A 23,827-nucleotide genomic window follows, 5' to 3' on the forward strand; every position below is an offset into this window, starting at 1 on the left:
TGGATAATGAAAAAAGATTCAATTTAAGATAAAACCTAAAAATGAAGTATTTATGTTAACATAAACCTAAAACCAGATTCAAATTTTCATCAATTTATTATTTCTGGCAAAATTACAGTTATAAAATTGTACTATTCATTGATTTTAAACTCAAAATTGCATTTTTAAATGCGTTCAACCTGATTGATTAATCGTATTAGAGAATTTCTCGAAAATAAATATTTAAAATAAAATGTCAAATAAAGAAAAATCTTCCCTCAGTAATAAAGAGGCTCTTCCTTTTGGAAAAACAAATTACACATTGATGTTAGCAGGAATAGCTATTATTTTAATAGGATTCTTTGTGATGAGTCTTGATAAAACCGAATTTGGCTTTGGTTTTTTAGGTATAACACTTGGACCAATCATTGTTTTATCAGGGTTTTCTTTAGAATTCTTTGCGATTTTGAAGAAAGCATAATTGCTATTCTGTTTAATAAAAAGGCTTTCCAGATTAATTAGAAAGCCTTTTTTATGAATTTTAGGACATTGTAATTGTATAGTTTTTTACAAAATAAGGGTTTTAAATTATTAGATAATGAAAAAAACCTGACATTTTGATAAATGTCAGGTCTGATAGTACCCGGAGCCGTTGTCGAACCTACCTAATTTAATAGTGTGTTACAGTAGCTAAAAAGGCACTAAAAACCGTTAAATTACTAAATGAAGGCACTTTTTAATGAAAATCTTATTAAAGTGCATTAAGCTATATTAAGCTATATTAACTAAAAGTGCGTAACCATTTGCGCAACCGATTAAAAAACCTTTATATTTGTAGTGTCGAATTACAGAAATAAATTTTAATCAAAAACGCAATGGCTAACGCATTTTTTAGACTTCGTAAAGTTAAGGCTAAAACGCCACAAGTAATTTATGCAGGTTATAAGTTTGGTAAAGACCAACTAATCTATTCAACAGGTTTAAAAATTGCCCCTGATTATTGGAACTTCAAAAATACAAGGGTTAAACACGTCCTTTCTAATCCGCACCCTAACCGGGACTTGATAAATACTAAACTCGATAACATTGAGAAATTTATCAATTACACCGCCCAACGTTTCCAACTGACAGACCCACCCACGGAATTAACCAAGAACATCTTGAAAGCTGAATTGGATAATTACCTAAACCCTACCAAAGAAATAAAAATTTCCTTTTTCGATTTTATCAAAACTTTCGTTGATGACTGTAAGACCGGTAAAAAATTGAATGACGGTATGAAAATGGCAGAACGCACCATTAAAAACTATGGAACGGGTTTTAGTGGACTGAAAGAGTATGAAGCCTACACGGAGGAGCCTATTACCTTTCAGGGACTTAATCGTAAGTTTTGGCAGGAATATATCCATTACCTTACAATGGTCAAGAAATACAAAATAAATACCGTTGGCTCGTATCAGAAATATTTGATTGTGTTTTTGAGAGAAGCTAAAAAGGTGAAATTATGGGACGACAAAGACAACCTATTGGACGATGCTAAAATACTGACTGAAAACCCGGTTGATGTTTACTTGAATAAAAATGAGATTGCCAAAATAGAACAACTCGATTTATCCGCTAATCCAAGACTTGACAAAGTTCGTGATTTGTTTTTGATTGGATTGAACACCGGGTTTAGGGTATCGGATTGGTATCAAGTAAATCTTGATAATATTAAGATGACAGGCAAGGACAATGCCTACATAGAAATTACCCAAACCAAGACAAAAGCCACCGCCACAACGCCACTACGTCCGATTGTTAAGGATATTATTACCAAGTACAATAACGAACTACCAATAATTTCAGAGCAAAAGATTAATGCCTATTTAAAAGAGTTGTGCCAATTGGCAGGAATCAATGAAAAGGTTAAAACGACCTCCACGATAGGAGGGGGGCAACAAATTGAATATTTTGAGAAATGGGAGCAAGTCACGACCCACACCGGGAGGCGTTCCTTTGCTACGAACCTTTACCGGGATAAAGTAGAAAGTAGTATCATTATGAAAGCCACCGGACACACAACCGAGAAAAATTTCCGCAAGTACCTAAAACTTGACAATAGCGACTTTATGGATATGTTGGCAGAACATGAAAATTAATAAATTAATAGTTTAACAAATTGCCCTATCCATACCGACCAAGATATTAGGATAGGGCGTAAATGATAATTTGATGGAAGATAATAAAGTAAATGATTCAAAATTAGATTTTATCTTGATAGATAATCTAATTATTATTTTGAACGAAATTTTTAGTATAAAACAAAGTAAACGCTCACTAAACAAAATACAGGTAATTAACTATATTTTTAAAGAAGGAGATTTGCCTTTAAAATGTCGTTTTAGAATGATGGTTGATGTATTTATTGAACAATATATTGAAACTGAAAAAACTGAATCAAATATTATATACCTAAAGGATAAATGGGTAAATATAATTTTAATTCATTGTGAATTTGCATTGACTAAAAAGGGAGAAATTTATACATATTTAGAAAATCGTATAGTCTCTTTTAATAAAAAAGGTCTCGAAGTCCAAAAAAAAAGGATGTTAAATAAATCAACATTAAAATTAAATTTACATGATTGCTTAAATGATGTTATTTTTTTAAAAACTCCTAAATTTAATATTTTAATTGAATGTATTAGCGACTTTAATCCTAAGTTAGCACTCGATATTCTCAAGAAAGTTTCTCTAAATTTATACTTTCTTTGTTATGAAAGATGTATTATAGATTCTGATATTAATGAAATTTTAGATAGTCAAAAAGGTGTTTTCAATAAAAAATTTGGATTAATTCCAAGGATAAAAGATTTTGCACGTTATTTAATTGACTGTGGAATAAATCCTTTTAATTTGCCTGAAACTACTATAGAAGAACTTTTAGCGGAACACGTAATAGATAAATTAGATAATATTGATAATAACATAGAGAAAGCCAAAGACAAACAGCAAACTTTAATCGACATTACGCCACATCAAACATTATCTATTGATACCGTCTTCTCCAAAGTGGAGGAGAGTAAAAAAGATGAAATAATTGATTTTGTGAAAGATATAAACCCATGTATTGAATTTGATAAATTGTTTGGAAGCGATATTGAAGATAAGATTGAGATTTGGAATTATATGTTATTTTTTAAAATGATAGATAAAAATGGTACTTATTTGTCAATTGGGAACAACACTATAATTAGGGTTTTTGTAGTTATAATGAGAAAACATTTTAAGTTACCCATTGCAAAATCAGTAGATGAATTGATAAGAATATTTGGGATAAAATTGTCAATTTCAGATACTGTAAGAGTACGTTCAACACCTGAAATTGAATTAAAAGAACAAGAAATTATAAGGCTACTTAATGCGTTTGAAACTAAAACTTTGCCATTTACTTATGTAGATTAACGATATTTTTTACCAATGCTTACCAATCTTTACCAATGCTTACCAAGTACCCTAACGACCCTTTGAGGTCGTTTTTTTTGTGCCTTAGTTTGTGACGAACTTAAAAATAAAGATATGTTATCAGATAGTCAAGTCGTACAAATTCAAGGTGTTAGCTATGATACCTTTCTTACAAATTTCAAGGAAATTGTGAAAGATGAAGTTAAAAAATATAGCAAGGTTCAGACCGGAACACCCGAAGCCCCAGACCGTTATGTAAGTCGAGCCGAAGCAAAGGAAATTTGCGGTAAAGTTTCTGATCCGACTATGTGGGCTTGGGAGGTTGCTGGAATCATCAAAGGTTACAAAATGGGAAATAAAATTTTCTATAAATATTCTGAATTGATGCAGTCAGGAAAATTCGTAGACAGAACAAAAAAATAGGTAAAATCCATGATAGACAACCAAGATTTTACCCACGGCTCGGGAGTGAGCAACGGTGACAAAAGTAAAGCTAATTTTTATAATAGCATTCACTTAAAAGGAGAGGAATTAAAAAAAGCCTTTAAAAATGCTAATACGCAAGCAGAAAAGATTTTAACCTTTTTACAGATATTCCCCAATGATAAGTTTACAAGTTGCGAAATAAGGAAATATTTAGTTGAAGGTGGTATCATGTCAGAAATAACGCAAGAAACCACCGTAAAGGCGAGATTAACGGATTTACTTCAAAGTGGATATGCAATAAAACTCAATGAGATGAGAGACGGATTTTATGGGATGCCAAACCACCTATGGCAGTTAAAACCGTTTAGAATGGTCGAACCGATGGCAGTAGTATCTAATCCTGTTCCATTGCAACCCGTTGGAACGCAACACGAAATGTTTATATGATAGATAATGTCAAAAGTAAACGCCTGGATATGGATATTGACACAATCAGTAAAAACCCCTATTTGTTGGAAAGTTGGAAAACTACCAAGATGGACAAAAGCGGTTGCGAAGTGGCAGGGTCAGGCAATTATATGAATTTTGGATTAGTCAAGAAGTACGGTAGAGTAGAGTTTGAAGGGTCATTACATAAGAATTTTAATGGAGGATTGCAGAATCACAATGATTTTAATATCTACGATGTTTCGGGCGTTGTTTGCGATGTTGAGGACAAAATAAAGTTTGATTCTTATAGTTCAGAAATAAATGTTTTAGAGTTTGCGGTGAATATTATAACCCCTTTCCCTCCAAAGTTGATATTGGATAATATGTTAGTTCACAAAGGAGAACCATTTGTATTAGATAAAAGAAGGCATAAAAATAAAAGTCATTATTATACTTGCGTGCATTCGCAATATATCATTAAAGCCTACGATAAGGGGCTACAATATGATTTACCCTATAATGTACTTCGTTTTGAAATTAGAGTTGGCACGATGCAATTTTTGAGGAATAAAGGGATAAACATTAGATACTTTGCCGACCTCTTAAACCTTGACATTTACGAACCATTAAGCAAGATACTAATACAGACCTTTGAAGAAATTTTGTTTCAGGATAACTCTATTGATGAAAGTTTAATTGAGAATAAAGACGAAAAGATTTATTTACGTGGAATCAATAAAGAGAAATGGAAGCCGAAGAAAAACACGCAAGCGGAATGGAAAAAAATAGAACGTTTGAAAATTAGCTTTCAAGATGTTATCAAAAAATATCGTACTGGAATAGATTTTCAAAGTATAGCGGCTCAATTAATCAGAGAAAAATGTATTGAATTATGCAACCCTTCGCCACGGATTGAGAGCAATTTATCAGTTGAAAATGTCGAGTATTTAGCAACTCTTAACGATGATTTAACAGTTAAAAATGATGCTGAAAAAACGGAAAATGTCGAGTATTTAGGCTTAAGCTATACGCTAAATAATTCCTTTCAAGAAAACGGTAACATTGAGCAACCCGAAAAGCTAAAAAGAAACTGGTGTTCGGGGTGTGGTAAGCCAATTGGGATAAGAAAAACGTATCACAGTTTCGATTGTGAATTTAGGAGAGTTGAAAGAAATGAGTTGAACAATCCGATAAATAATTTCAGAACGAAATACGCTAAATCGGTAAATATGGAATATCCATTATTTGATGTTTCGGGAACTTTGAAGTTATCCGCCCAACAAAACGAATGGATTAACAGAAAATTGAAAAAAAATTATAAACACAAAAAAAACAAACAACATGGCAACAGCATCATTAAAAATTGAAAAACAAGATTATACAATTGAGAACGTAAAGTTTCCCGATTATTTGGTAGATATGACTTCACAGAATGATTATTTTGTAGGTATCAAGGAAAGTTTGAGAGAAGTATTTGCGGAGTTTTTTCATTCAGAAAGTTTCAAGACTAACGACTGCACGGATAGGTTTAGAATGTTGGACTACTCACTAAACGAACTATTGGATGATTTATTTATGGCTCACAATAACGGACGAATGAATCATCTCCAGGAGCAACTTTTAAAGATTAATAATCCTGATAAAGTTGAACCGACCAAAGAAGTAGTTTAGGGAATTATTGAGGGGTGCGTTTTAAAAACGTACCCTTTAAAGTTTTCGCCCTATCTGTTCACGTGCGTATGATTTGAATAAGACGGTTAAAGTGGACTTTTCGGAGGTCTGTTCATGCGTGTAATAGATAAATTCTATATTTAAAATTAAAGAATAGATTTTGTCTATTTGGAATTGTTTTAGATAAATAATCTTTTTAACTGACACTTTACAGAAAATTTTCCTGTAAATAAAACCAAAATAAGAATGGAATTAATAAAGACCACCCCAACGCATGAGATTTGGGAAGGTGAATTTGAAGGAAAGGCAGTACAATTTTTAAAGAACGTTTTTACTGATGAAATATCGGTTGATGCCCACCATTTCGCCCTATGTATGGGTTATAAATCCTTAGATGATATGATGATGGACGACAACGTTTTAGATGCCTGTATTGAGGTAAAACAAGAAACTGGAATATTCCCAATAATGAAACAAAACTTTTAACCCTTATCATCATGGAAATTTTAGGAATGATTTTGTTGGTAATAATGAGTTTAGGGACTTCTAACTCCGATGATTTGGAGCAAAGGAAAGAATGAGTTTTTGGAGGTCTGTTCATGTGTGTAGCATTGAGTATTTGGAGGTCTGTTCACGGGTGTAAAAGTAAGAATAGATTGAATTGAAGATTTTTTATAGGTCACTACGTGCGTGCGTGAGAAAAGTACATTTACTGATTTTGTTGCAGTCATAACGCACGCACGCAAGAACCTCATAAAACCTCATGTTTTGCCCTATAATAAGTTAGAAAATCTCACTGGGAAAATTATCGTAGTCAAATTACAGAGCTAAAAATTTAGCCCTGTAATAAGTTAGAATCTAACGAAACTTAACGAGCGAAAAATTCTTCCCGTTAAACCCCACATTTTCAAAGGTTTTAATCCGCTCAATTGCTAACCTTTGCTAACATTTTCTTTTATAGGGTGTCAAGTTTTGTAAACCTCACTAAACCTTACCTTTTTGATGCCAAAACCTTACAAAACCTTACATTTTAGACATGAAAACTTAACTAAACTTAACTTTTTGACTGTAAATATATTCGAGATAAATTCGAGAAAATGCCTGAAACTGGACAATTTGAACACTCTAAAAAAAGGGATAGACCATTTTATGAAAACGACTTTTCCCGTTTTTATCGAAACTTTGAACAAGCTAAAAAAAGGGATAAACCGACAACCCCAAAAACCTTACCAAACCTAACCTTTTGGGGTATATGGAAAACTGAAATAACAGCGAGGAAACAGTGAAGAAGCAGTACAATAACAACGGTGAAACAACGGTGAAAAGTAAAATTAACAGGTGCATAACAGGTGCAAAAGGTAAAATTAAATGGTGCATAAACGGTGCAAGGTGCAAAAATCTCACTTTGGTAGAATCGGAGCAAGGGACTAAATTAAATACGATGGAAATACGATAAAATGTAAAATTTGTACCAATACTTTGATTGTGTTAGAATATATTTAACAAGATGTGCATTTTGTTGTGGAATTGGTAAATAATCGTTTAGAATCAAAAATATAAGATTTGGGGTTTGAAGAAAATGTAGATTATTCGCTCGTCAAAATTGGCGAGCGTTTTTTTTGTTTGTCCTATTGATAAAAGAATCTAAAAATGACCGAAACATAATATCTTAGTATCTGTACACGTGCGTAGATGAAAAGTATACGGGTATCTGTTCACGCATACGGATGCGCCGAATTTTCTTAAATCATTTCACGCATACGAAGCACTGAATTTGCCACTATCTGTTCACACGTATAGAATTGACTTTTCGACTATCTGTTCATGCGTACATGAAAACCTTACTAAACCTTACCTTTTGAATAGATTAATTCGGATTAGAAAATTAGTTAGTATGACAACTATCTTAGAAGTGATTGAAAGTAGAGGTTTAACGACCTCTTTTTTGTGCCTGAATGTGAAGGAGGAGAGTATAAGTAATTGAAAATACGTAACCAAATGCGTAACCACTATACAAAGTAAAAGTCCTAACTACTTGATAATTAAGTAGTTAGGACTTTACGGAGTACCCGGAGCCGGAGTCGAACCGGCATGCCAATGAAGACACTGGTGTTTGAGACCAGCGCGTCTACCAATTCCGCCATCCGGGCATTTAATTTGGCTTTTAGCTGTTACAAAGATAGAGGATAGAATTGGACTTTACAACCTCGTGTTTTGAAAAAAATCAAAGTTTTTATTGTGAAATCGCTAAGTTTCTGAATACTAAGGAGTTCGCTATTAAATATTTTTACTCATATCGCAGTGATTCTATTGGGTCAAGTTTAGAAGCCTTGTATGCTGGATAAATTCCTGAAAATAATCCAACTCCAACACAGACAGTTATGCCTAAAGACATCCAAACCCATGGAATGATAAAACTGGCTGAATTTCCCATTAAAAGTTGAGCAAAAAGATTTCCAATGATTATGGCAAAAAATATTCCTCCAATGCCTCCCAATAGGCAAATTACGATGGCTTCCATAAGAAATTGTAATCGTATTAGATAAGGTGTTGCTCCCAAAGATTTCCGAATTCCAATCTCTTGGGTTCTTTCAGTAACCGATACTAACATTATATTCATTAAGGCAATTGCAGCACCTAATAAAGTAATAAAACCAATGCCAAACCCTGCTATTCTTAATATATCTGTAATACTTTCTGACTGTTTTGCCAATGAATCAGAACGTTCTATTGAAAATGAATCTGGCATACCAATTGCATCTTGTCTGACTGTACGCATTACACCACGGGCTTCTTCAATTACATTTTCTAAATCGTTTATATTGGGTACAGAAGTTACGATATCAAAAGTAAGACTTCTTCCCACTGCCATTTTCCTGCCTGTTTCTAATGGGACAAAAATTACTCTATCGTCTCCTCCTCCCATCATACTCCCTTTTTTCTCTAAGAGTCCAATTACCTTCATTTTTTGACCTAAAATAGTAACTTCTTTGTCCATTGGATTGATATTTTTATCAAATAGTTGACTAATTACATCTACTCCCAGAATACAGACATTTGTTCCATTTTCAAGGTCACTGTTTGAAAATACTCTACCAGAGGCAACTTTAAATGCTTTTATGTCCAAATAATTCTCGTCCGTTCCCATAATTCTGGTATTTGGATTCGTTTTTTTGGATTCGTATTTTACTTCAGCATTAAATGTTACATTAACTTTCAGCCCGATGATAGCGGAATGGCCAAATTTTTCCTTGTATAATCTTGCTTCATGGTAATCAATGGCAGGGTATCTTTTTTCTTGTTCACCACCTTTTCTAATTTTATAAATATCACGATTTCTTACATCAAAAGCATTGGCACCAAGCCCAGCAAAACTATTATTAACTGAACTTTGAATCCCGTCTATAATCGTTAAGCAACCTACTAATGAAGTTACACCGATGGCAATAATTAAAGATGTTAATATTGTTCTGAGTAAATTTGCTTTTATTGAGCGAAGTGCCTCTCGTATATTTTCTAAAATATTCATATTTTTATTACAGTTTTCGAAAAACAATTATCGGTAAAAATTATTACGTTATTCTAAAAATAGAATTAGCACTATATTTGTAATAATTACGTTGAATGATAATTCCAGTTAATTCTTATCGTTTATTTTTACTTAGAGAACAACATAATAGTTATTAGTTGAATTAGGAACAAATTTAGTTTACATAATGAAAAAAAATACTCCAATGAAAAGGTTAATATTTCCGTTTATCATATTTTTGATATCTTCAGGGCGTTTATTTGCTTCACAAATCTTGATTCCGATGGATGATACGCAAAAAAATCATCTAAAATCGTACGGAATCGCCTATTGGATTTTGAAAACACATGATACAGAAGTTGAATGGCTTTTAAATTATCGTGGTGGTGCATTTATGTTTCCGCAGGCACAAAAATTTGAAAATGAGTTAACCATTAGAGGCGTAAGTTATCAAGTAATTTCAGAAGGTGAAGCCGCTCAAATTAGAGCAGAAGTTACGAGTCCAGATGCCAATATGGATGTTGTAAAATTGCAAAAACCGCCTCGTGTAGCAGTATATTCACCTAAAACCGCTCAACCTTGGGATGATGCAGTTACCTTAGCCATGACTTATGCAGAAATCCCTTATGATTTGATTTTTGATGATGAAGTGATGAATTCTAAGTTGCCTGAATATGATTGGTTGCACCTTCATCATGAAGATTTTACGGGTCAGATGGGTAAATTTGCCAATCAAAGCGGACAGCCGTGGTACCAAGCGCAGTTGCGTGAAGATAAGAAAAATGCCGCTAAATTTGGCTTTGAGAAGGTTTCCAAATTGAAATTAGCAGTTGCCAAGAAAATTCAAGAGTTTGTTGCAGGCGGAGGATATATGTTTGCGATGTGTACCGCTACGGACACTTACGATATCGCTTTGGCTGCGGATGGTATTGATATTGTGGATGCTTACTATGATGGAGATGGTTATGACCCGAACGCAGATTCGAAATTGGATTTTACTAAAACTTTTGCTTTTCAAAATTTCAATTTGGTCTATCATCCGCAGGTAATAGAATTTTCAAGTATTGAAGCATATCCGAATGAATCGAGACCCGTTTCTGAGGAAAATGATTATTTTAGTTTATTTCAATTCTCGGCAAAATACGACCCAATTCCTACGATGCTTACCCAAAATCATGAGACTACTATTCATGGTTTTATGGGACAAACTACCTCCTATAAAAAATCTGTTTTGAAACCAGAAGTAACGATTTTAGGTGAAAATCGTTCGTTGAATGAAGCTCGATATGTTTATGGAACATTTCTGAAAGGCTTTTTTAGTTTTTATGCAGGCCATGACCCAGAAGATTATAGACATTTTGTTAATGAAGAACCAACCGATTTGAACCTTCATCCAAATTCACCAGGTTATCGTTTGATTTTGAATAATGTGCTATTTCCAGCGGCTAAGAAAAAGAAGCAAAAGACATAAAATATTCTCTTAATATTTTAATCAAAAAGTCCTCTCAGAAATAACTTAGAGGACTTTTTGATTAAAATAGTTTTTCTAATGTACCTTTCGTATTGGCATAAATTTTCATGAATCTATGCGGAATAATATATTTTTGAAGTACATTTTTGAGATGTTCATTTGAATTTGGACTTGATAATTTTAATGATTTTAAAGCAAAATAACGACTTTTGAAAAAGTCATCGCCATATTGAATTGAATTTGCCAGCATCAAATAATACCGAGCAATATTTTTATTAATTTTTTGATGAAATTTATAGTTTAATTCTTGATCAATGCCTTGATACATTCCAATTCTATTAAATAAAAAATCTGCATCTTGCTTACCATCCGTAAAACTCATTCCCCCTCCATTTTTTCTATATACAGACATTACCTCATTGATATAAAAGAACTTACCATATTTTCCCAAAAGAATATATCTTGGAATATCGCCACTTTTAGAATCGTGGAACCATTGCGGGTATTCTTTAATTATTCCGTTTCTGAACATAACGGCTGAGGTGGCCATGTACCAAATTTCATCTTCACCCACTAAGTCTTCAATGGTCGTCACTACCCTTTGTTCATCATCATTTACGTACATATCAGGATGTGAACCATCCTCAAAATGAATCAGTGCATTGTGAAAACAAGCCACAAAATCGGGGTTTTTGTCTAAAAAATCAACTTGCTTTTGCAGTTTCAAAGGATTTGTCCAATAATCGTCGCCATCCATTGCTGCAATATATTGCCCTTGACAAACTGCCAATGTAGCTAATGTATTGCCTTTTCCATATCCACCTAAATTTTTAGGGTGAAGCAATGGTTTGATGATAGTTGGAAATTTTGCTTGATATTCTTTAATAATTTTTGGCGTGGAATCTGGAGAAGCATCATCGCCGATAATTACTTCAAACTCAAAATTTACTTGCTGATTTAGAATACTATCAAGGGTTTGACGAATATAATTTTCGTGATTATAGGTATGAACAATTACACTAACTTTTACCATGCTAAATAATAATATTACAAATTTTTTGATGCAAAAGTAATAATTTTATTGATAGTATCATCATACTGACTCCAATCGTGTGTTTCATTTGGATAAAAATAAAACTCATTTTTTATTCTGCTGGCGGTAAACATTTTTTTGCAAATTTCAGCTTGATCAACAGGAACGGTGAGGTCTTTTCCTCCGAAAAAAACAATCACAGGTATACTTCCTTGGGTAAATTGAAAAATAGGACTTGCTTCAAAATATTCTTCTGGAGACGTTGAAAATGGCTTTCCAATCAATTTTTCCACATCAGCTTTTATTTCTCCATTGTACATGGACGGGGAGGTAAGGTTGACTGGGGGCACAATTCCTGCTACACCAGCAGCCAATTTGTCGCCAAGTGGGCTGTTGGCGTAAAGCATTGCTAAATGCCCTCCTGCGCTAATACCCACCAAAAGAAAATTGCTCGAAATATTTAAGGTTTGAGCATCACTTTTCAGTTTAATCAACAAACTATTAATATCTTGAATTTGCTCTGTATAAGTAATTCCAATGGAAGAGGTGAGCCGATAATTTGCATTCACGATGGCGCAGTTAACTCGTTTATCAATAAATCTTTTCACGATAGAATTTATGGCTGATTTGTCGCCACTACGCCAAGCTCCCTGATGCAGTAAAACAATTACAGGATTTCTTGTATTTCGGGTGGAAGGCAAATACAAATCATAATTTTGAAGAATATTTTTTCCATAAGTTTGGTCTAATTTTTCTTGGTATATAAGAGGCGCTTCACCAGGAACACTTGTGCCTGCTGCAGTTTCGGGAATAATTAAATCTAAATCCCCTTTACATGATATTAAGAAGCATAAAGTTGAAAAAAAAAGTAAGTATTTCATTGAATGAGTTAGTGACAATACATATTATTGACTGAATGTAACACAAAAAACGTTCCACTACATAAATATACGAAATCAATTGTTTTCGGATTTATTTGTAGGCATAAAAGAGTATATGGTACTTTTGATGAAATTTTCCTAAAACAAAAATCCTGTAAGTAACGCTTACAGGATTTTTTTATTTTAAGAAAATACACTTTCTAATTGTTCTTTCAGTGGAAAATCGGGCGTAACCAGATTTTCTTCTGGTTTATAAATATAGGGCATTGGAAAACCTCTTTCTTGGAAGGTTTCTTCGGCAATATTATTATATCGTAATTGAATAGACCAACGAATATTTTGGGTTATATTATTTCCTGAGCGGTGAATTAAGAAGGCCGAGAAAATTAATAAATCACCTTCTTCAAATTCGGTTTGTACATATTTTTCTTCGGGAATTTCCTCTTGAATACTGCCCAAATAACCCGTCGTATCAGCTTTCATTAACCCATTTGTGTGACTTGCAGGTATGATTTGTAATGAACCTAAGTCTTCGCCACAATCTACCAATGGAAACCAAAGCACGACGCTATCCAAAGACCCCTGTCCAGTTCTCCAGTCTTGATGAGCTCCTAATTTCCAGTGGCTACCCCCTTTTGATAAATGACGACTGTTGAATTGCATGGCAGGCCGAACGGCAATTGTAGGGAATTCGTAGCCTAAATCTTTCAAAAGACTCAAAATCTTTTCGTCAGTTCCCAAGCGGTGCATTGAAATTAAATGTTGCGTTTGTTTTCCTGTATTGACAAAGGCGTTAAAATCTTTCTCAAAAAAATCAAACATTGCTTGCTCAAATTCATTGCGATTATTAATATCAACGGTTTTACCAAGAATTCTTTTTATCTGAACGGCAAATAATTGACGAGCATCAGTGTAGATTTCTCGTAAAATTTCTTTGTCGAAAAAGTTTTTCAGAATTAAAAATCCGTCTTTATTAAATTGTTCTTTTGAATATATCATAACCTTATCGTTAATGTTGATTAATTATTGGCAAATGTAGTCAACTGAGCATCTGGGTTGAATGATATTTATCAGGAATTAAATTAAATCTTGCCATTTAGCGTAAGCAAATCCTGATGCACCAAAACCATTTCCATTATGTAACAAGAATTTATCGCCATTATGTTCATAATAATGGGCATAATTTATCATTTCATAATCAAAATCGCCCTTATTTTCTGATTTTGCAATACCCACTAAATCATCTTTTCGCTCCCAAGCAATCCCATCTTTTGATTCTGCATAGCCCATTCTATAACTTTGGTCACGATTTGTACGATAATCAACAGCGTTACGATATGAATAATACATTTTGTAAATATCTCCTTCTTTGAAAACACTTGGACGACCAACTGCATTCAAAAAATCATCGAATGGTAAAACTACATCACCCGTTGGAGTCCAATTAATACCATCTTTTGATTCTGCATAACGACAATCATAAAATGGTTCTGGATAGCCATGAATATACTCACATTTTTGTCCTGAAATGTACCACATTCTCCAAATGCCATTGTCGAACATTACGGAAGGTTGAGCCGCCCAAATCGGGTTTTGAATTGACCTATCCATGATGGGTCCTTTGAACATTTTCCTGAATGTCAAACCTCCATCCGAACTTACCGACAAGCCCATTGAGAGCCTGTAAGAGTTATGAGTTCTGTTCCAACCTGTGTAATATAACCAAATATCACCATTGGGCATATCCACAAACCAAGCGGGCATAGCGCCCGTTTCGTCGTATTCGCCCGGTCCACCTAATTCTAAAACAGGTTTATCGTGAACGTACAAAACTTTGGTTGGGTCTTCGTAATCAACATCAATGAATGTTGGGCGTGACTGTCCCTGTGCATCTCTTGACGAAAAATAGACTCTCAAAAAATCTTTATGTTTGTAGGCAAACGGTACTTGTGCGTGCGAAAGGCTATGTGCCAACGAACCGTCTGGTTTATAAACTACTCCTTTTTTAATCCACATAATTTTTAGCTTTGAGCCATGAGCTTTGAGCTTTGAGCCATGAGCCATGAGATTTAAATATCTCTCAAAACTCAAAACTCATGGCTCAAAGCTCAAAGCTATTTATTTCTTCTCCGCTCTCAATCTCCAATTATCTTCAAAATCTTTTCCAGGAATTTGCAGATTAACATTTACTTCCGGATTGATAGCTGATTTATTATATCCCATTACATAATACCCAAAACCGAATATCCAGTGTAATTCAAAATTTTCAATGTTTTTTGGTAAATCTTGCAAAGGCACTTCATCGGCAAACATTGGATTTGCTTTCATTAAAGTTTTGTATGTAGGCTCATTACGTAACCAAGAAGGTACGCTTTCATCACCCACTACAATTCTTGCACCTACTTTTGCGACTCGACTAAATTCTTCAAATGCTTCTTTTCTTTCCGCAAAAGTATTGATTCCTCCGAAATGAAAAACGGCATCGAAAGTATTGTCCTCGAAAGGCAAATATGTTCCGTTTGCAATGAAATAATTAACCGTAACACCGTCTGGATTAAGACGTTGCTTTGCTAATTGCAACATTTTAGGAGATAAATCTGAAAGATATGCTTCTCCATTTGGGGCAATTGCTTTGATAATTAATTCAGAATCCTTACCAGTTCCTGCGCCAACTTCCAAAATTTTCATGCCAGGTTTAAGGTGCAATAAATCACACATTTTCTGACGATTCACTTGTTCATCAGAATTCAATGATTCAAAAACCCAAGTAACGCCACGGTCATAACGCTGAAAAGCATCATCATACGCAACCCGTTCTTTTCTATCCTGCTCAAAAAGCTCTTTGGGATAAGTTAAATCAAGAATATCATCAATTTCATAGCTGATTGGTTCATCAGAAGAGGTATTGTGAAGTGTTTTGCCATCTTCTGACAAAATAAGTTTTGTCTTAGTTTTAGGGCAAATAAAATTTTGTTCGTAATTATTCATATTTTACAAATTAATGTCTTTACTCGAAACTTTTGCTTTTTCTGCTGGATTGCCTTTATAAATACTCCATTCGTCAGATTTTTTACCAGTAAAATTTGTTCCCATCGCAATCAAAGTGCCTTCTGCTAACGTTACACCGTCTCTGATTGTGGCATTTACCCCAATAAAACAGTAGGGTTCAACCACACAACGACCCGATAAAACGATGTGAGAAGTAAAATAAACGTGGTCTTTTATGACAGAATGATGTCCAATGTGATTACCTGACCATAAAACAACATCATTGCCAATCGTAACGAAAGGTTGGATGGTATTGTCTTCCAAAATAAAACAATTCTCTCCGATTTTATCAGTCAGAACGGTGGCTTTTGAACTAATGTAAGAGATAAAATCGTATCCTTTATCTTTAGCTTCTTGATAAACTTTTGCCCGAACCATATTCATTTTTCGTTCAGATAATGGAGCGAAAAATTTATATTCAGTAGGAGGGAAGAGTGTGGTAACTTCCTCAAAAGGCACTACTTGAATCCCACAGAATGTAGGTTCTTTGATATATTCTTGATTCACCGTAAACGCCACAATCTCATGTTCAGAATCGTGGGTGAGGTAATAATGGGCTAATTCAGCCACTAATTCCGTTCCGAAAACTACTACTTTTGCCATGTGTCTCAGTTATTAGTCGGGCGGCGTACCGCTATCAGTTATCAGAAAATGATAAGTTGAAAACCTAAACTAAATCATAATTATTTAAAAATTCCTTAATTTTCTCTTTTGAATTAAACATTAATACATCAATCATCGAAAGGCACGGTACAAACTCATTTTTGAATTGTGGATATTCGACTGGATTTGATTTAATGAAATTCATTTTGATATTCTTTTCTTCAAAAAAAACTTTATCATAAAGTTCTAATCCACCAATTGGGTTAATATATTGCGTCGCTTTTTCTTGTAAACAAATATCCAAAATCCTTTCTTGTGCCTTTAGATGCATATTTTGATAATTAGCTGAACTTGAAACGATTTCAGTTTTAATATCTAAATAATGACAAATCAATCTCAAATTATGCTCAATTACTTTTGAAATAGGCTCGTTGTCAACGTATAAAGTTTGCTCGACAATGGTTAATACTTCTTGATAAAAAGGGGCTTTTTTGTAGCACTGTTCAAGCGTTTTTAAAAATTTACTTTTCCAATTAGCATCCCAATTTACTTCAATTTCGTTAATTAATTTGTTTTGGCTTGCTTCTTTCAGCGGAATTGAAAATAAACTGTCTTTTCCGTTATTCAGTATTCTATTTCTATTAATCCAGCCTTTGTTAATAAAATTCACATCATCGTATATCACAAATTTATCAACGGCATTGATTAATTGAAAATATCCGATGTACGGAAATATATAGGGCTGCATGATTCCAATTTTCATTTTACTTCAATTTTCTTAAATAATAATCCTCACCTTTCACAATCAAATTCGTTAACGTAGTATCTGTCCCTAAACGAATATCCCCTTTTTGAGGCTTAATGACACTTTTATCGAAAAATAGATATTCAGCTTCTCTCGGAAATGGTTGAACTCCTTTTTCAAAAGGATTCACAACGTACAATTTTCGAGTTAATTTTTTATCCCCCCACAATGGATATTCGTAGTCATCATTAATCGTAGCCAAAGCAACGTGTGCATTTTGAGGAACAAGCTGATTGTATTTTTGATAGGCAGGCGTAATATCTGGTCTTGCCCAAGTTTGTAAAGCAATTCTTTCAGTATCAAAAGCTGATGGTCTGCCCATTGTTGCAATCGGAAGGCATCTTTCATTCAAATAAACGGCTAAAATTGCTGATAATGAGCCTATTAAGACTACAATTCCTAAATACAATTTCAAAAAACTAAATTTACAAGTATTCACATCCCAATTCGTGAAAAGCAGGGATAAAAATGGAACGGCATAGACTGCAGTACTAATCATATAGCGACCTTTCCAAGGGTCATAAGCTGCGGTGAAAGCTAAGGCTAAAAAGTGCAATATGAAGGCAATAGCCAAGATATAATACGCTTTCCCTTTTCTGATAATGCCTAATAATACGAGTAAAATTAGGGGTAAAATCAAAGAAAAACCAAAAATACCTAAATATGGATTTGCATTAAAAAACTCAAATCTTTTTTTATAAGTAAAAGGTATAATTGTGTAATCAGTTGTTGCCTCTAACTTCAAATTACTCTTTCTTTCTAACTTAATGATTGGTTTTTTCATTAAATCATTCAATTCTTCTCCAACATTCCAGTTCCGTAAACCATCTAAATTTACCATATCAATCGTATAGCGTATGACATTTCTTGAACCCTGTATCAATAAGTTTTTCTTCGTTCCTGCACGTTGGAAAGATTGGTGTTTTAAGGCAGTTGGTGGACCAATTGGGTCTCCATAAACTTTGAGATTTGTGAGGTAACCAGTTGGTAAAGCAAAGAGGCAAATCCCGATTAACAAACCTAAAAATAAATGTTTAAATCGAGCAAAGATTAACCAAAATATGGTTGAATTATCTATTATTCTTTCAAATTGCTTTTGAGGACTAAACGTTGGTTTTTTTAAATCAATCACTCTACGCCAATTTTCCTCATAAAATACGGTGTACATGATGATAAAAAATAGGGGAGGAAGCGAAAATAAGAAAGTAATTTTATGTCCCAAAGCTATTCCAAAAGTTAGTCCTGCCAGATATAAATATCTTCGCCAAAGTTTTTCACGATAAGTAAAAAGGAAATAGACCAAGCATGTTAAATACGAAGCCAAAACAACATCCGTTTCCGTGGTGATGGATTGCATTAAAACATTGGGCAAGAGCCACATGACTAAGGCACAAAAAACGCCAGCCGAAAAGTTATTACTGATGCTTCTACCAATACCAAATGCTCCGAATCCCGTAATCAAATAAGCTGAATGATGAATGGCTTTGAACCAATTTTCACCTTTTCCTGACATTAAGTAATTGTAAATCTGTATTGTACAAATACTTTTTGGGTAAGTATCAATATTCCAATTTGTTCCCCCAAAATGTGCCATTGAACCATGTTGGAGGTAATAAAGCAAACGATTTAGGTGTCCCGTCATACTATCCCATTCGTTTGGGGGCGTGTATACGATGAGTAATAAATTGGTAATTTCAACAATTCCGAAGGTTACAAATAATCCACCGAAAACTAATTTCAAGAATAAAGAGAGATTTCCAAACCAGTTCCAAACCAATTGAATTCTGCTACCAATTATTTCAAAAAAGGTGAAGTTTTCACGCCTATCTCTGGCAAAAAACTTAGCAAAAAGTATATAAAATACGAATGCAGGGATAAAAACACCCCAAGCCCAAAATCTTCTATCGTTCAGTTTATCAACTTCTGAAAGGACAAATCCTGTAAAAATTACACTCCCACAAAAGACAACGAAAGCGGTAATAATAATGTCAATTAACGATTTTCTGCACACCCTTGCCGCAACACGGACTACAAAACCGATGAATATAAGAAACAATATTGGGTAGAAAAATACCATAATTAAAGACAGCTATTTACGATTTCTGCAATTTTTTTAACATCATCGTGGGCTAAATCAAAATAAAGAGGAAGTGCCAAAGCTCTAACTGCGTAATCATCGGAGATTGGACAATTACTTTCATCAATCACAAATTTCAAGCTACTCAATGATGGATAAAAATACCTTCTTGGGAAAATTTGTTGAGCTTCAAGTTTTTCTCTAACCTTCAATAAAGTTGATTCAGAATCGAAAAAGATAGGATAATATGCGTAATTATGTTCAGTAGGTAGCGTTACAAGGGGTTTTATTAATTTGTCCCAATTCAAAATACTGTCATATAAATTAAATATTTGACGGCGGTTTTCAATGATTTCTGGAACATTTGGCAATACACATAATCCCATTGCGGCATGAAATTCCGAGTTTTTCCCGTTGATACCAATGGTTAAATAATTATCCCCAATATGCCCAAAACTACGATAACGGTCGATTAGATAGGCATAATCATCATTATCCGTAAAAATTGCACCGCCTTCGGTTGAATGAAAGACCTTTGTAGAATGAAAACTACACGTGCTAATATCTCCATAATTAAAAATTGAAGTGCCGTTTACTTTTACGCCAAAACAGTGTGCTGCATCGTAAATCAATTTTAAATGATGCTTTTGAGCAATTGCTGCCAATCTATCTACATTACATGGATTTCCATACACGTGCGTAGCCAAAATTGCCTCGGTATTTTCAGTAATTTGTTCCTCAACCTTCTGTGGGTCAATGCAAAAGTCAGACGTTAAAATATCAGCAAAAACGGGTTTGCAGTTTTCCCAAAGGAGGGAGTGAGTGGTAGCACAATAAGAGAATGGTGTAGTAATTACTTCCTTTTTTATGCTTAAAACTTTCAGCGCAATTTGGATAGCAATTGTGCCATTGCTTACGAATAAACAATGCTTTACGCCCAAAAAATCTTTTAGTTTTTGCTCTAATTCACGAACTAAGGGACCATTATTGGTCAATTGATTACTTTTAAAGATACGTTCAACGTATGCTTGATATTCTTCAATTGGAGGTAAATATGTTTTGGTAACGTTTATCATTTTTGCATAAAGATGAACTTCCCGAAACAACTCCGTTGGGTTAATCCACAATGGAATTTTTTCGGGAAGTTTGCCAATTAGGTTTTAGCTAACGCTTTCAAGTTCAAGTTGAGTTATTGGGAAATCTATCTTTGGTCTAACATAACCAGGCCACTTTCCGTACCATGAAGTTCCTTCACGATAGTCTTCAATTTCAAAAATAAGTGCTTCTTCAAAATTGAAAACGGCTGATGACGTATCTTTCACCACCATGAATGAAATTGAATATGAACCATCATTCAGGTAATTATCTGGAATTTCGCATTCAGCCGTAATAATTCCTTTTTCAAATGATTTTGAGGCAGTTCCGATATTGAAAATACATTCACCGGTTAAAGAATTTAAGTGGAGGCTCAAATTTAGATTTGCCCCTTCCATCATATTCCAGAACTCAATTTGTATTTTGAATTTAGTTCTTACATCAATATGTTTTTGTCCGTCCAAAAATTGTGGGACTAACTTTATACTTTTCAAACGTACTTTGTCATTTCCTGGCGCTTCTTCTGGCGTAAGCCACCATGATTCTAAGGCTGTTTTTTGAACATGACTTAAATAGGTTGCTAACACTTGATTAGTTTCACCCATTTCAATTAATTGGCCTTTTTTCATAAACATACCTTTATTGCAAAGTCCTTGAACGGCAGTAAGATTATGACTTACGAAAAGAATGGTTCTTCCAGATGTAGAGGCATCTTTCATTTTGCCCAGACATTTTCTTTGAAAATCGGCATCACCAACGGCTAAAACCTCATCAACAATCAAAATTTCTGGTTCAAGGTGGGCAGAAATGGCAAATCCTAAACGGACGTACATCCCCGATGAATAGCGTTTTACGGGTGTATCTAAAAACTGTTCAACGCCAGCAAAATCAACTATCGCATCAAATTGATTTTTGATGTCCTGTCGTTTCATGCCAAGAATCGCACCATTTAAGAAGATATTTTCACGTCCTGATAGTTCTGGATGAAAACCCGTTCCAACCTCTAAAAGACTGGCAACTCGACCTTTAATATTAATTCTTCCTTGCGTGGGTTCTGTAATACGACTTAAAACTTTTAATAGCGTAGATTTTCCAGCCCCATTCGAGCCAATAATCCCAACTCTATCACCTTGTTCAATTTTGAAACTTACATCTTTCAATGCCCAAAAATCTTCGTGACTTACTTCTTCGCTATTTTTTTTAGTGAATAAGTTTTTAACATTATCAGTCACGATTTCTCGTAGGGTATTCCCTTTTGCATTGCCTTTGATATGGTCAATGATGTAACGTTTACTTATATTTTCTGCTTCAATTACTGTCATTTTCAAAAGGAGTAAAAGGCTCCATTACTTCAATTATATATTATAATTTTATGAGTTAACGAACAAAATTTCATGGATTAAATGTAATCTACAAAAGAGTTTTCTTTCTTACGGAAAAAAACAACCGAAAGGATTGTCGTAATTGTTACAAATACCACGGAAGGAATAATCGTATCCCATTGAAAATAGTGATAATTTGGAATCAAACACCAACGAAAACCTTCTATTATTCCGGCTAATGGATTAATCCATTGATAGATTGGGTACCATGATAATTCTTGAATAGTAGCAATTGGATAGGCGATTGGACAAACAAAAAATCCGTATTGAACAATCAAAGGTACAATTTGCTGAAAATCTCGATATTGAACATTTAAAGAGGCAAAAATTACGCCTAAGCTAAATGAAGCAAAAAAAGATAGTATCAAGAAAAATGGTACAAATAATATATGCAATGTTGGCGGATAACCTTTATAAATAAGAAATGGAATCATTACGGCAAAACCAACTAAAAAATCTAATAGGGGAACTGCTACTGAACTTATTGGCATTAATAATCGTGGAAAATACACTTTTGAAACTAAATTCGCATTCCCCGTGATACTATTACTCACTTGTTGGAAAGACATGGCGAAGAAGTTCCAAAAAATTACGCCCGTAAAAATAATAATTTGTAAAGGAATATCTGATTTATTTTCAATTTTAGCAACTTTATCAAATGCAAATACGAATACAGAAACCGTTAATACTGGTCGAAAAATTGCCCACGCAACCCCCACAAATGTTTGTTTATATTTTACGGTAATATCTCTAAGCGCTAATATAAAAAGTAACTCTTTGAATCTCCATAAATCTTGCCAATAATATTTTTCTGACCTTCCTGCTTCTATAACTGTTTCTTGCATCATGTTGTAAAATTCTAATTTTTATTAATTTCTTTTAACGATTCCTTAAACGCAACGTAAATAATGGCCAAGAGTAAACCAATGATTGAACCAATAATAATACCTTTTTTAGTTGGATCTGGTTCTGGAGATATTGGTAATTCTGCGTCATCTATTCGACTCAAAAGGGGTGTCTCTTTGGCCATAGAAAAATTTAAATTATCCAAATTTTTCATTGCCTCAAAATACATTCCTTGCAATTGCCCACTATTCGTTTGAAGACGTTGTTGTTGAACAAGCCCTTCCTGAACAATTATTTGCTGATTTTGGTCGGCATATTTTGCCGCTTCACCCTGAGTTTTATAAAGTTCACGCTTCAATGAATCAACTCGATGCTTAATTAGATCTCTTAATTCTCTGGTTTTAATGGTTTTAGTTTCCTTATAAAAATCTGTAACAATTTTAAGGTACAAATTTGCCCAAATGTAAGAAAGTGTATCGTTTCTTGTTGTAACAGCGAGGGATAAAAAGGTTGCCTTCTTACTATCATTTGCTACAATAGTATAGGGCATAAGATAATTCTGAACTAATCTGACTCTCGACCTCTCATTCAATGAGGCAGAGTCGTATTTATCATGGGTAAACTTAAACGTTTGCATTTCCACATCCTCTTCTAATTCGTCTTTTAAAAGTCCACTTTTTTCGAGGTAATAATTGCCAAAAATATAATTTTTTCCAAAAACATCCACTCTTGTTAACAAGGCACGATTGTAAAGATTTTTAGTTTTTAACAATTCGATAAAGTTATCACCACTAAACAATCCAGCACTTGCAGAATTTGCTCCGCTAATACCAAAGGCACTCGCTAAATCAGAAAGTCCTCCTGTGCTACTACCTCCACCGTTTTCCATGTTGAAAACAATTTTGGCAATATAAATAGGCGGTTTTCGGGTTAATCTTTCAAAAAGGTATCCGCCTGCTGTTCCTAAAATAATTGAAAGTACAAGTATTTTCCAATTTCTAACAATGAGGTTTGAAAAAGAGACTACTTTTTTAACAATATCATTAAATGAAAATTGGTCCTCGGGTAATGAATTATATTGATTATCTGACATTTCTAATTTAAT

General features: G+C 33.9%; 23 protein-coding genes and 1 tRNA gene. 9 read left to right on the forward strand and 15 right to left on the reverse strand.

Going from position 1 to position 23,827, the window contains the following annotated elements:
* The first annotated feature begins 232 nt into the window (after positions 1-232).
* The 8 genes from AC1W31_RS14485 to AC1W31_RS14520 all read left to right on the forward strand — a co-directional run bounded on the left by AC1W31_RS14485 (position 233) and on the right by AC1W31_RS14520 (position 6,438).
* Positions 233-460 (forward strand): DUF3098 domain-containing protein, encoded by a 228-nt coding sequence (locus AC1W31_RS14485; RefSeq protein ID WP_481735186.1) that lies wholly within the window; start codon positions 233-235, stop codon positions 458-460.
* 394 nt (positions 461-854) lie between these two features.
* On the forward strand, positions 855-2,120 hold the full coding sequence (locus AC1W31_RS14490; RefSeq protein WP_481735187.1) for a tyrosine-type recombinase/integrase: 1,266 nt from the start codon (positions 855-857) through the stop codon (positions 2,118-2,120).
* Between the two features lie 73 nt (positions 2,121-2,193).
* Complete coding sequence (locus tag AC1W31_RS14495) at positions 2,194-3,426, forward strand: hypothetical protein (protein WP_481735188.1); 1,233 nt, start codon at positions 2,194-2,196, stop codon at positions 3,424-3,426.
* A gap of 114 nt (positions 3,427-3,540) precedes the next feature.
* Complete coding sequence (locus AC1W31_RS14500; RefSeq protein WP_481735189.1) at positions 3,541-3,849, forward strand: hypothetical protein; 309 nt, start codon at positions 3,541-3,543, stop codon at positions 3,847-3,849.
* A 9-nt stretch (positions 3,850-3,858) separates the two neighbouring features.
* The gene (locus AC1W31_RS14505) at positions 3,859-4,299 is read left to right on the forward strand and encodes a hypothetical protein (protein ID WP_481735190.1); all 441 of its coding nucleotides are present in this window, start codon (positions 3,859-3,861) and stop codon (positions 4,297-4,299) included.
* Positions 4,300-4,328: 29 nt separating this feature from the next.
* Positions 4,329-5,648: a hypothetical protein gene (locus AC1W31_RS14510; protein WP_481735191.1), complete on the forward strand. Its 1,320-nt coding sequence runs from the start codon at positions 4,329-4,331 to the stop codon at positions 5,646-5,648.
* Entirely contained in the window at positions 5,623-5,952 is a 330-nt protein-coding gene (locus AC1W31_RS14515) for a hypothetical protein (RefSeq protein WP_481735192.1), read from the forward strand. The genes AC1W31_RS14510 and AC1W31_RS14515 overlap by 26 nt, the downstream gene beginning before the upstream one ends.
* Before the next feature lie 246 nt (positions 5,953-6,198).
* Positions 6,199-6,438 carry a hypothetical protein gene (locus AC1W31_RS14520; protein WP_481735193.1) on the forward strand — a complete coding sequence of 80 codons (240 nt, stop codon included), beginning with the start codon at positions 6,199-6,201 and terminating at the stop codon, positions 6,436-6,438.
* Positions 6,439-6,488: 50 nt separating this feature from the next.
* Here the strand turns inward: AC1W31_RS14520 and AC1W31_RS14525 are convergent, their stop codons facing one another.
* The 3 genes from AC1W31_RS14525 to AC1W31_RS14535 all read right to left on the reverse strand — a co-directional run bounded on the left by AC1W31_RS14525 (position 6,489) and on the right by AC1W31_RS14535 (position 9,481).
* The gene (locus AC1W31_RS14525) at positions 6,489-6,707 is read right to left on the reverse strand and encodes a hypothetical protein (RefSeq protein WP_481735194.1); all 219 of its coding nucleotides are present in this window, start codon (positions 6,705-6,707) and stop codon (positions 6,489-6,491) included.
* Between the two features lie 1,311 nt (positions 6,708-8,018).
* A tRNA-Leu gene (locus AC1W31_RS14530) sits at positions 8,019-8,102 on the reverse strand.
* A gap of 137 nt (positions 8,103-8,239) precedes the next feature.
* On the reverse strand, positions 8,240-9,481 hold the full coding sequence (locus tag AC1W31_RS14535; protein WP_481735195.1) for an ABC transporter permease: 1,242 nt from the start codon (positions 9,479-9,481) through the stop codon (positions 8,240-8,242).
* Positions 9,482-9,686: 205 nt separating this feature from the next.
* On the opposite strand from AC1W31_RS14535, the gene AC1W31_RS14540 reads away from it, so the two are divergent.
* A complete protein-coding gene (locus tag AC1W31_RS14540) occupies positions 9,687-10,952 on the forward strand; it encodes an asparagine synthetase B (protein ID WP_481735196.1) in 1,266 nt (421 codons plus the stop codon).
* Positions 10,953-11,013: 61 nt separating this feature from the next.
* On the opposite strand, the gene AC1W31_RS14545 is transcribed toward AC1W31_RS14540, so the two are convergent.
* From AC1W31_RS14545 to AC1W31_RS14600, 12 genes are all read right to left on the reverse strand, one after another.
* Positions 11,014-11,985 (reverse strand): glycosyltransferase family 2 protein, encoded by a 972-nt coding sequence (locus tag AC1W31_RS14545; RefSeq protein WP_481735197.1) that lies wholly within the window; start codon positions 11,983-11,985, stop codon positions 11,014-11,016.
* A gap of 14 nt (positions 11,986-11,999) precedes the next feature.
* Positions 12,000-12,866, reverse strand: a complete 867-nt coding sequence (locus tag AC1W31_RS14550) for an alpha/beta hydrolase fold domain-containing protein (RefSeq protein WP_481735198.1) — start codon at positions 12,864-12,866, stop codon at positions 12,000-12,002.
* Between the two features lie 183 nt (positions 12,867-13,049).
* Positions 13,050-13,865, reverse strand: coding sequence for a phytanoyl-CoA dioxygenase family protein (locus AC1W31_RS14555; RefSeq protein ID WP_481735199.1), 816 nt, complete (start codon positions 13,863-13,865; stop codon positions 13,050-13,052).
* A gap of 78 nt (positions 13,866-13,943) precedes the next feature.
* Entirely contained in the window at positions 13,944-14,882 is a 939-nt protein-coding gene (locus AC1W31_RS14560; protein ID WP_481735212.1) for a glycoside hydrolase family protein, read from the reverse strand.
* 102 nt (positions 14,883-14,984) lie between these two features.
* A complete protein-coding gene (locus AC1W31_RS14565; protein WP_481735200.1) occupies positions 14,985-15,854 on the reverse strand; it encodes a class I SAM-dependent methyltransferase in 870 nt (289 codons plus the stop codon).
* 3 nt (positions 15,855-15,857) lie between these two features.
* Entirely contained in the window at positions 15,858-16,517 is a 660-nt protein-coding gene (locus tag AC1W31_RS14570) for an acetyltransferase (RefSeq protein ID WP_481735201.1), read from the reverse strand.
* Positions 16,518-16,581: 64 nt separating this feature from the next.
* On the reverse strand, positions 16,582-17,280 hold the full coding sequence (locus AC1W31_RS14575; RefSeq protein ID WP_481735202.1) for a WbqC family protein: 699 nt from the start codon (positions 17,278-17,280) through the stop codon (positions 16,582-16,584).
* Position 17,281: 1 nt separating this feature from the next.
* On the reverse strand, positions 17,282-19,378 hold the full coding sequence (locus AC1W31_RS14580) for a glycosyltransferase family 39 protein (RefSeq protein ID WP_481735203.1): 2,097 nt from the start codon (positions 19,376-19,378) through the stop codon (positions 17,282-17,284).
* Positions 19,379-19,401: 23 nt separating this feature from the next.
* Positions 19,402-20,475 (reverse strand): DegT/DnrJ/EryC1/StrS family aminotransferase, encoded by a 1,074-nt coding sequence (locus AC1W31_RS14585; RefSeq protein ID WP_481735204.1) that lies wholly within the window; start codon positions 20,473-20,475, stop codon positions 19,402-19,404.
* An 84-nt stretch (positions 20,476-20,559) separates the two neighbouring features.
* Complete coding sequence (locus tag AC1W31_RS14590) at positions 20,560-21,816, reverse strand: ABC transporter ATP-binding protein (RefSeq protein WP_481735205.1); 1,257 nt, start codon at positions 21,814-21,816, stop codon at positions 20,560-20,562.
* 77 nt (positions 21,817-21,893) lie between these two features.
* Complete coding sequence (locus AC1W31_RS14595; protein WP_481735206.1) at positions 21,894-22,724, reverse strand: ABC transporter permease; 831 nt, start codon at positions 22,722-22,724, stop codon at positions 21,894-21,896.
* A gap of 11 nt (positions 22,725-22,735) precedes the next feature.
* Positions 22,736-23,815 (reverse strand): hypothetical protein, encoded by a 1,080-nt coding sequence (locus AC1W31_RS14600; protein WP_481735207.1) that lies wholly within the window; start codon positions 23,813-23,815, stop codon positions 22,736-22,738.
* Positions 23,816-23,827: the final 12 nt, after the last annotated feature.

The sequence above is a fragment of the Arcicella sp. genome (assembly GCF_964672035.1).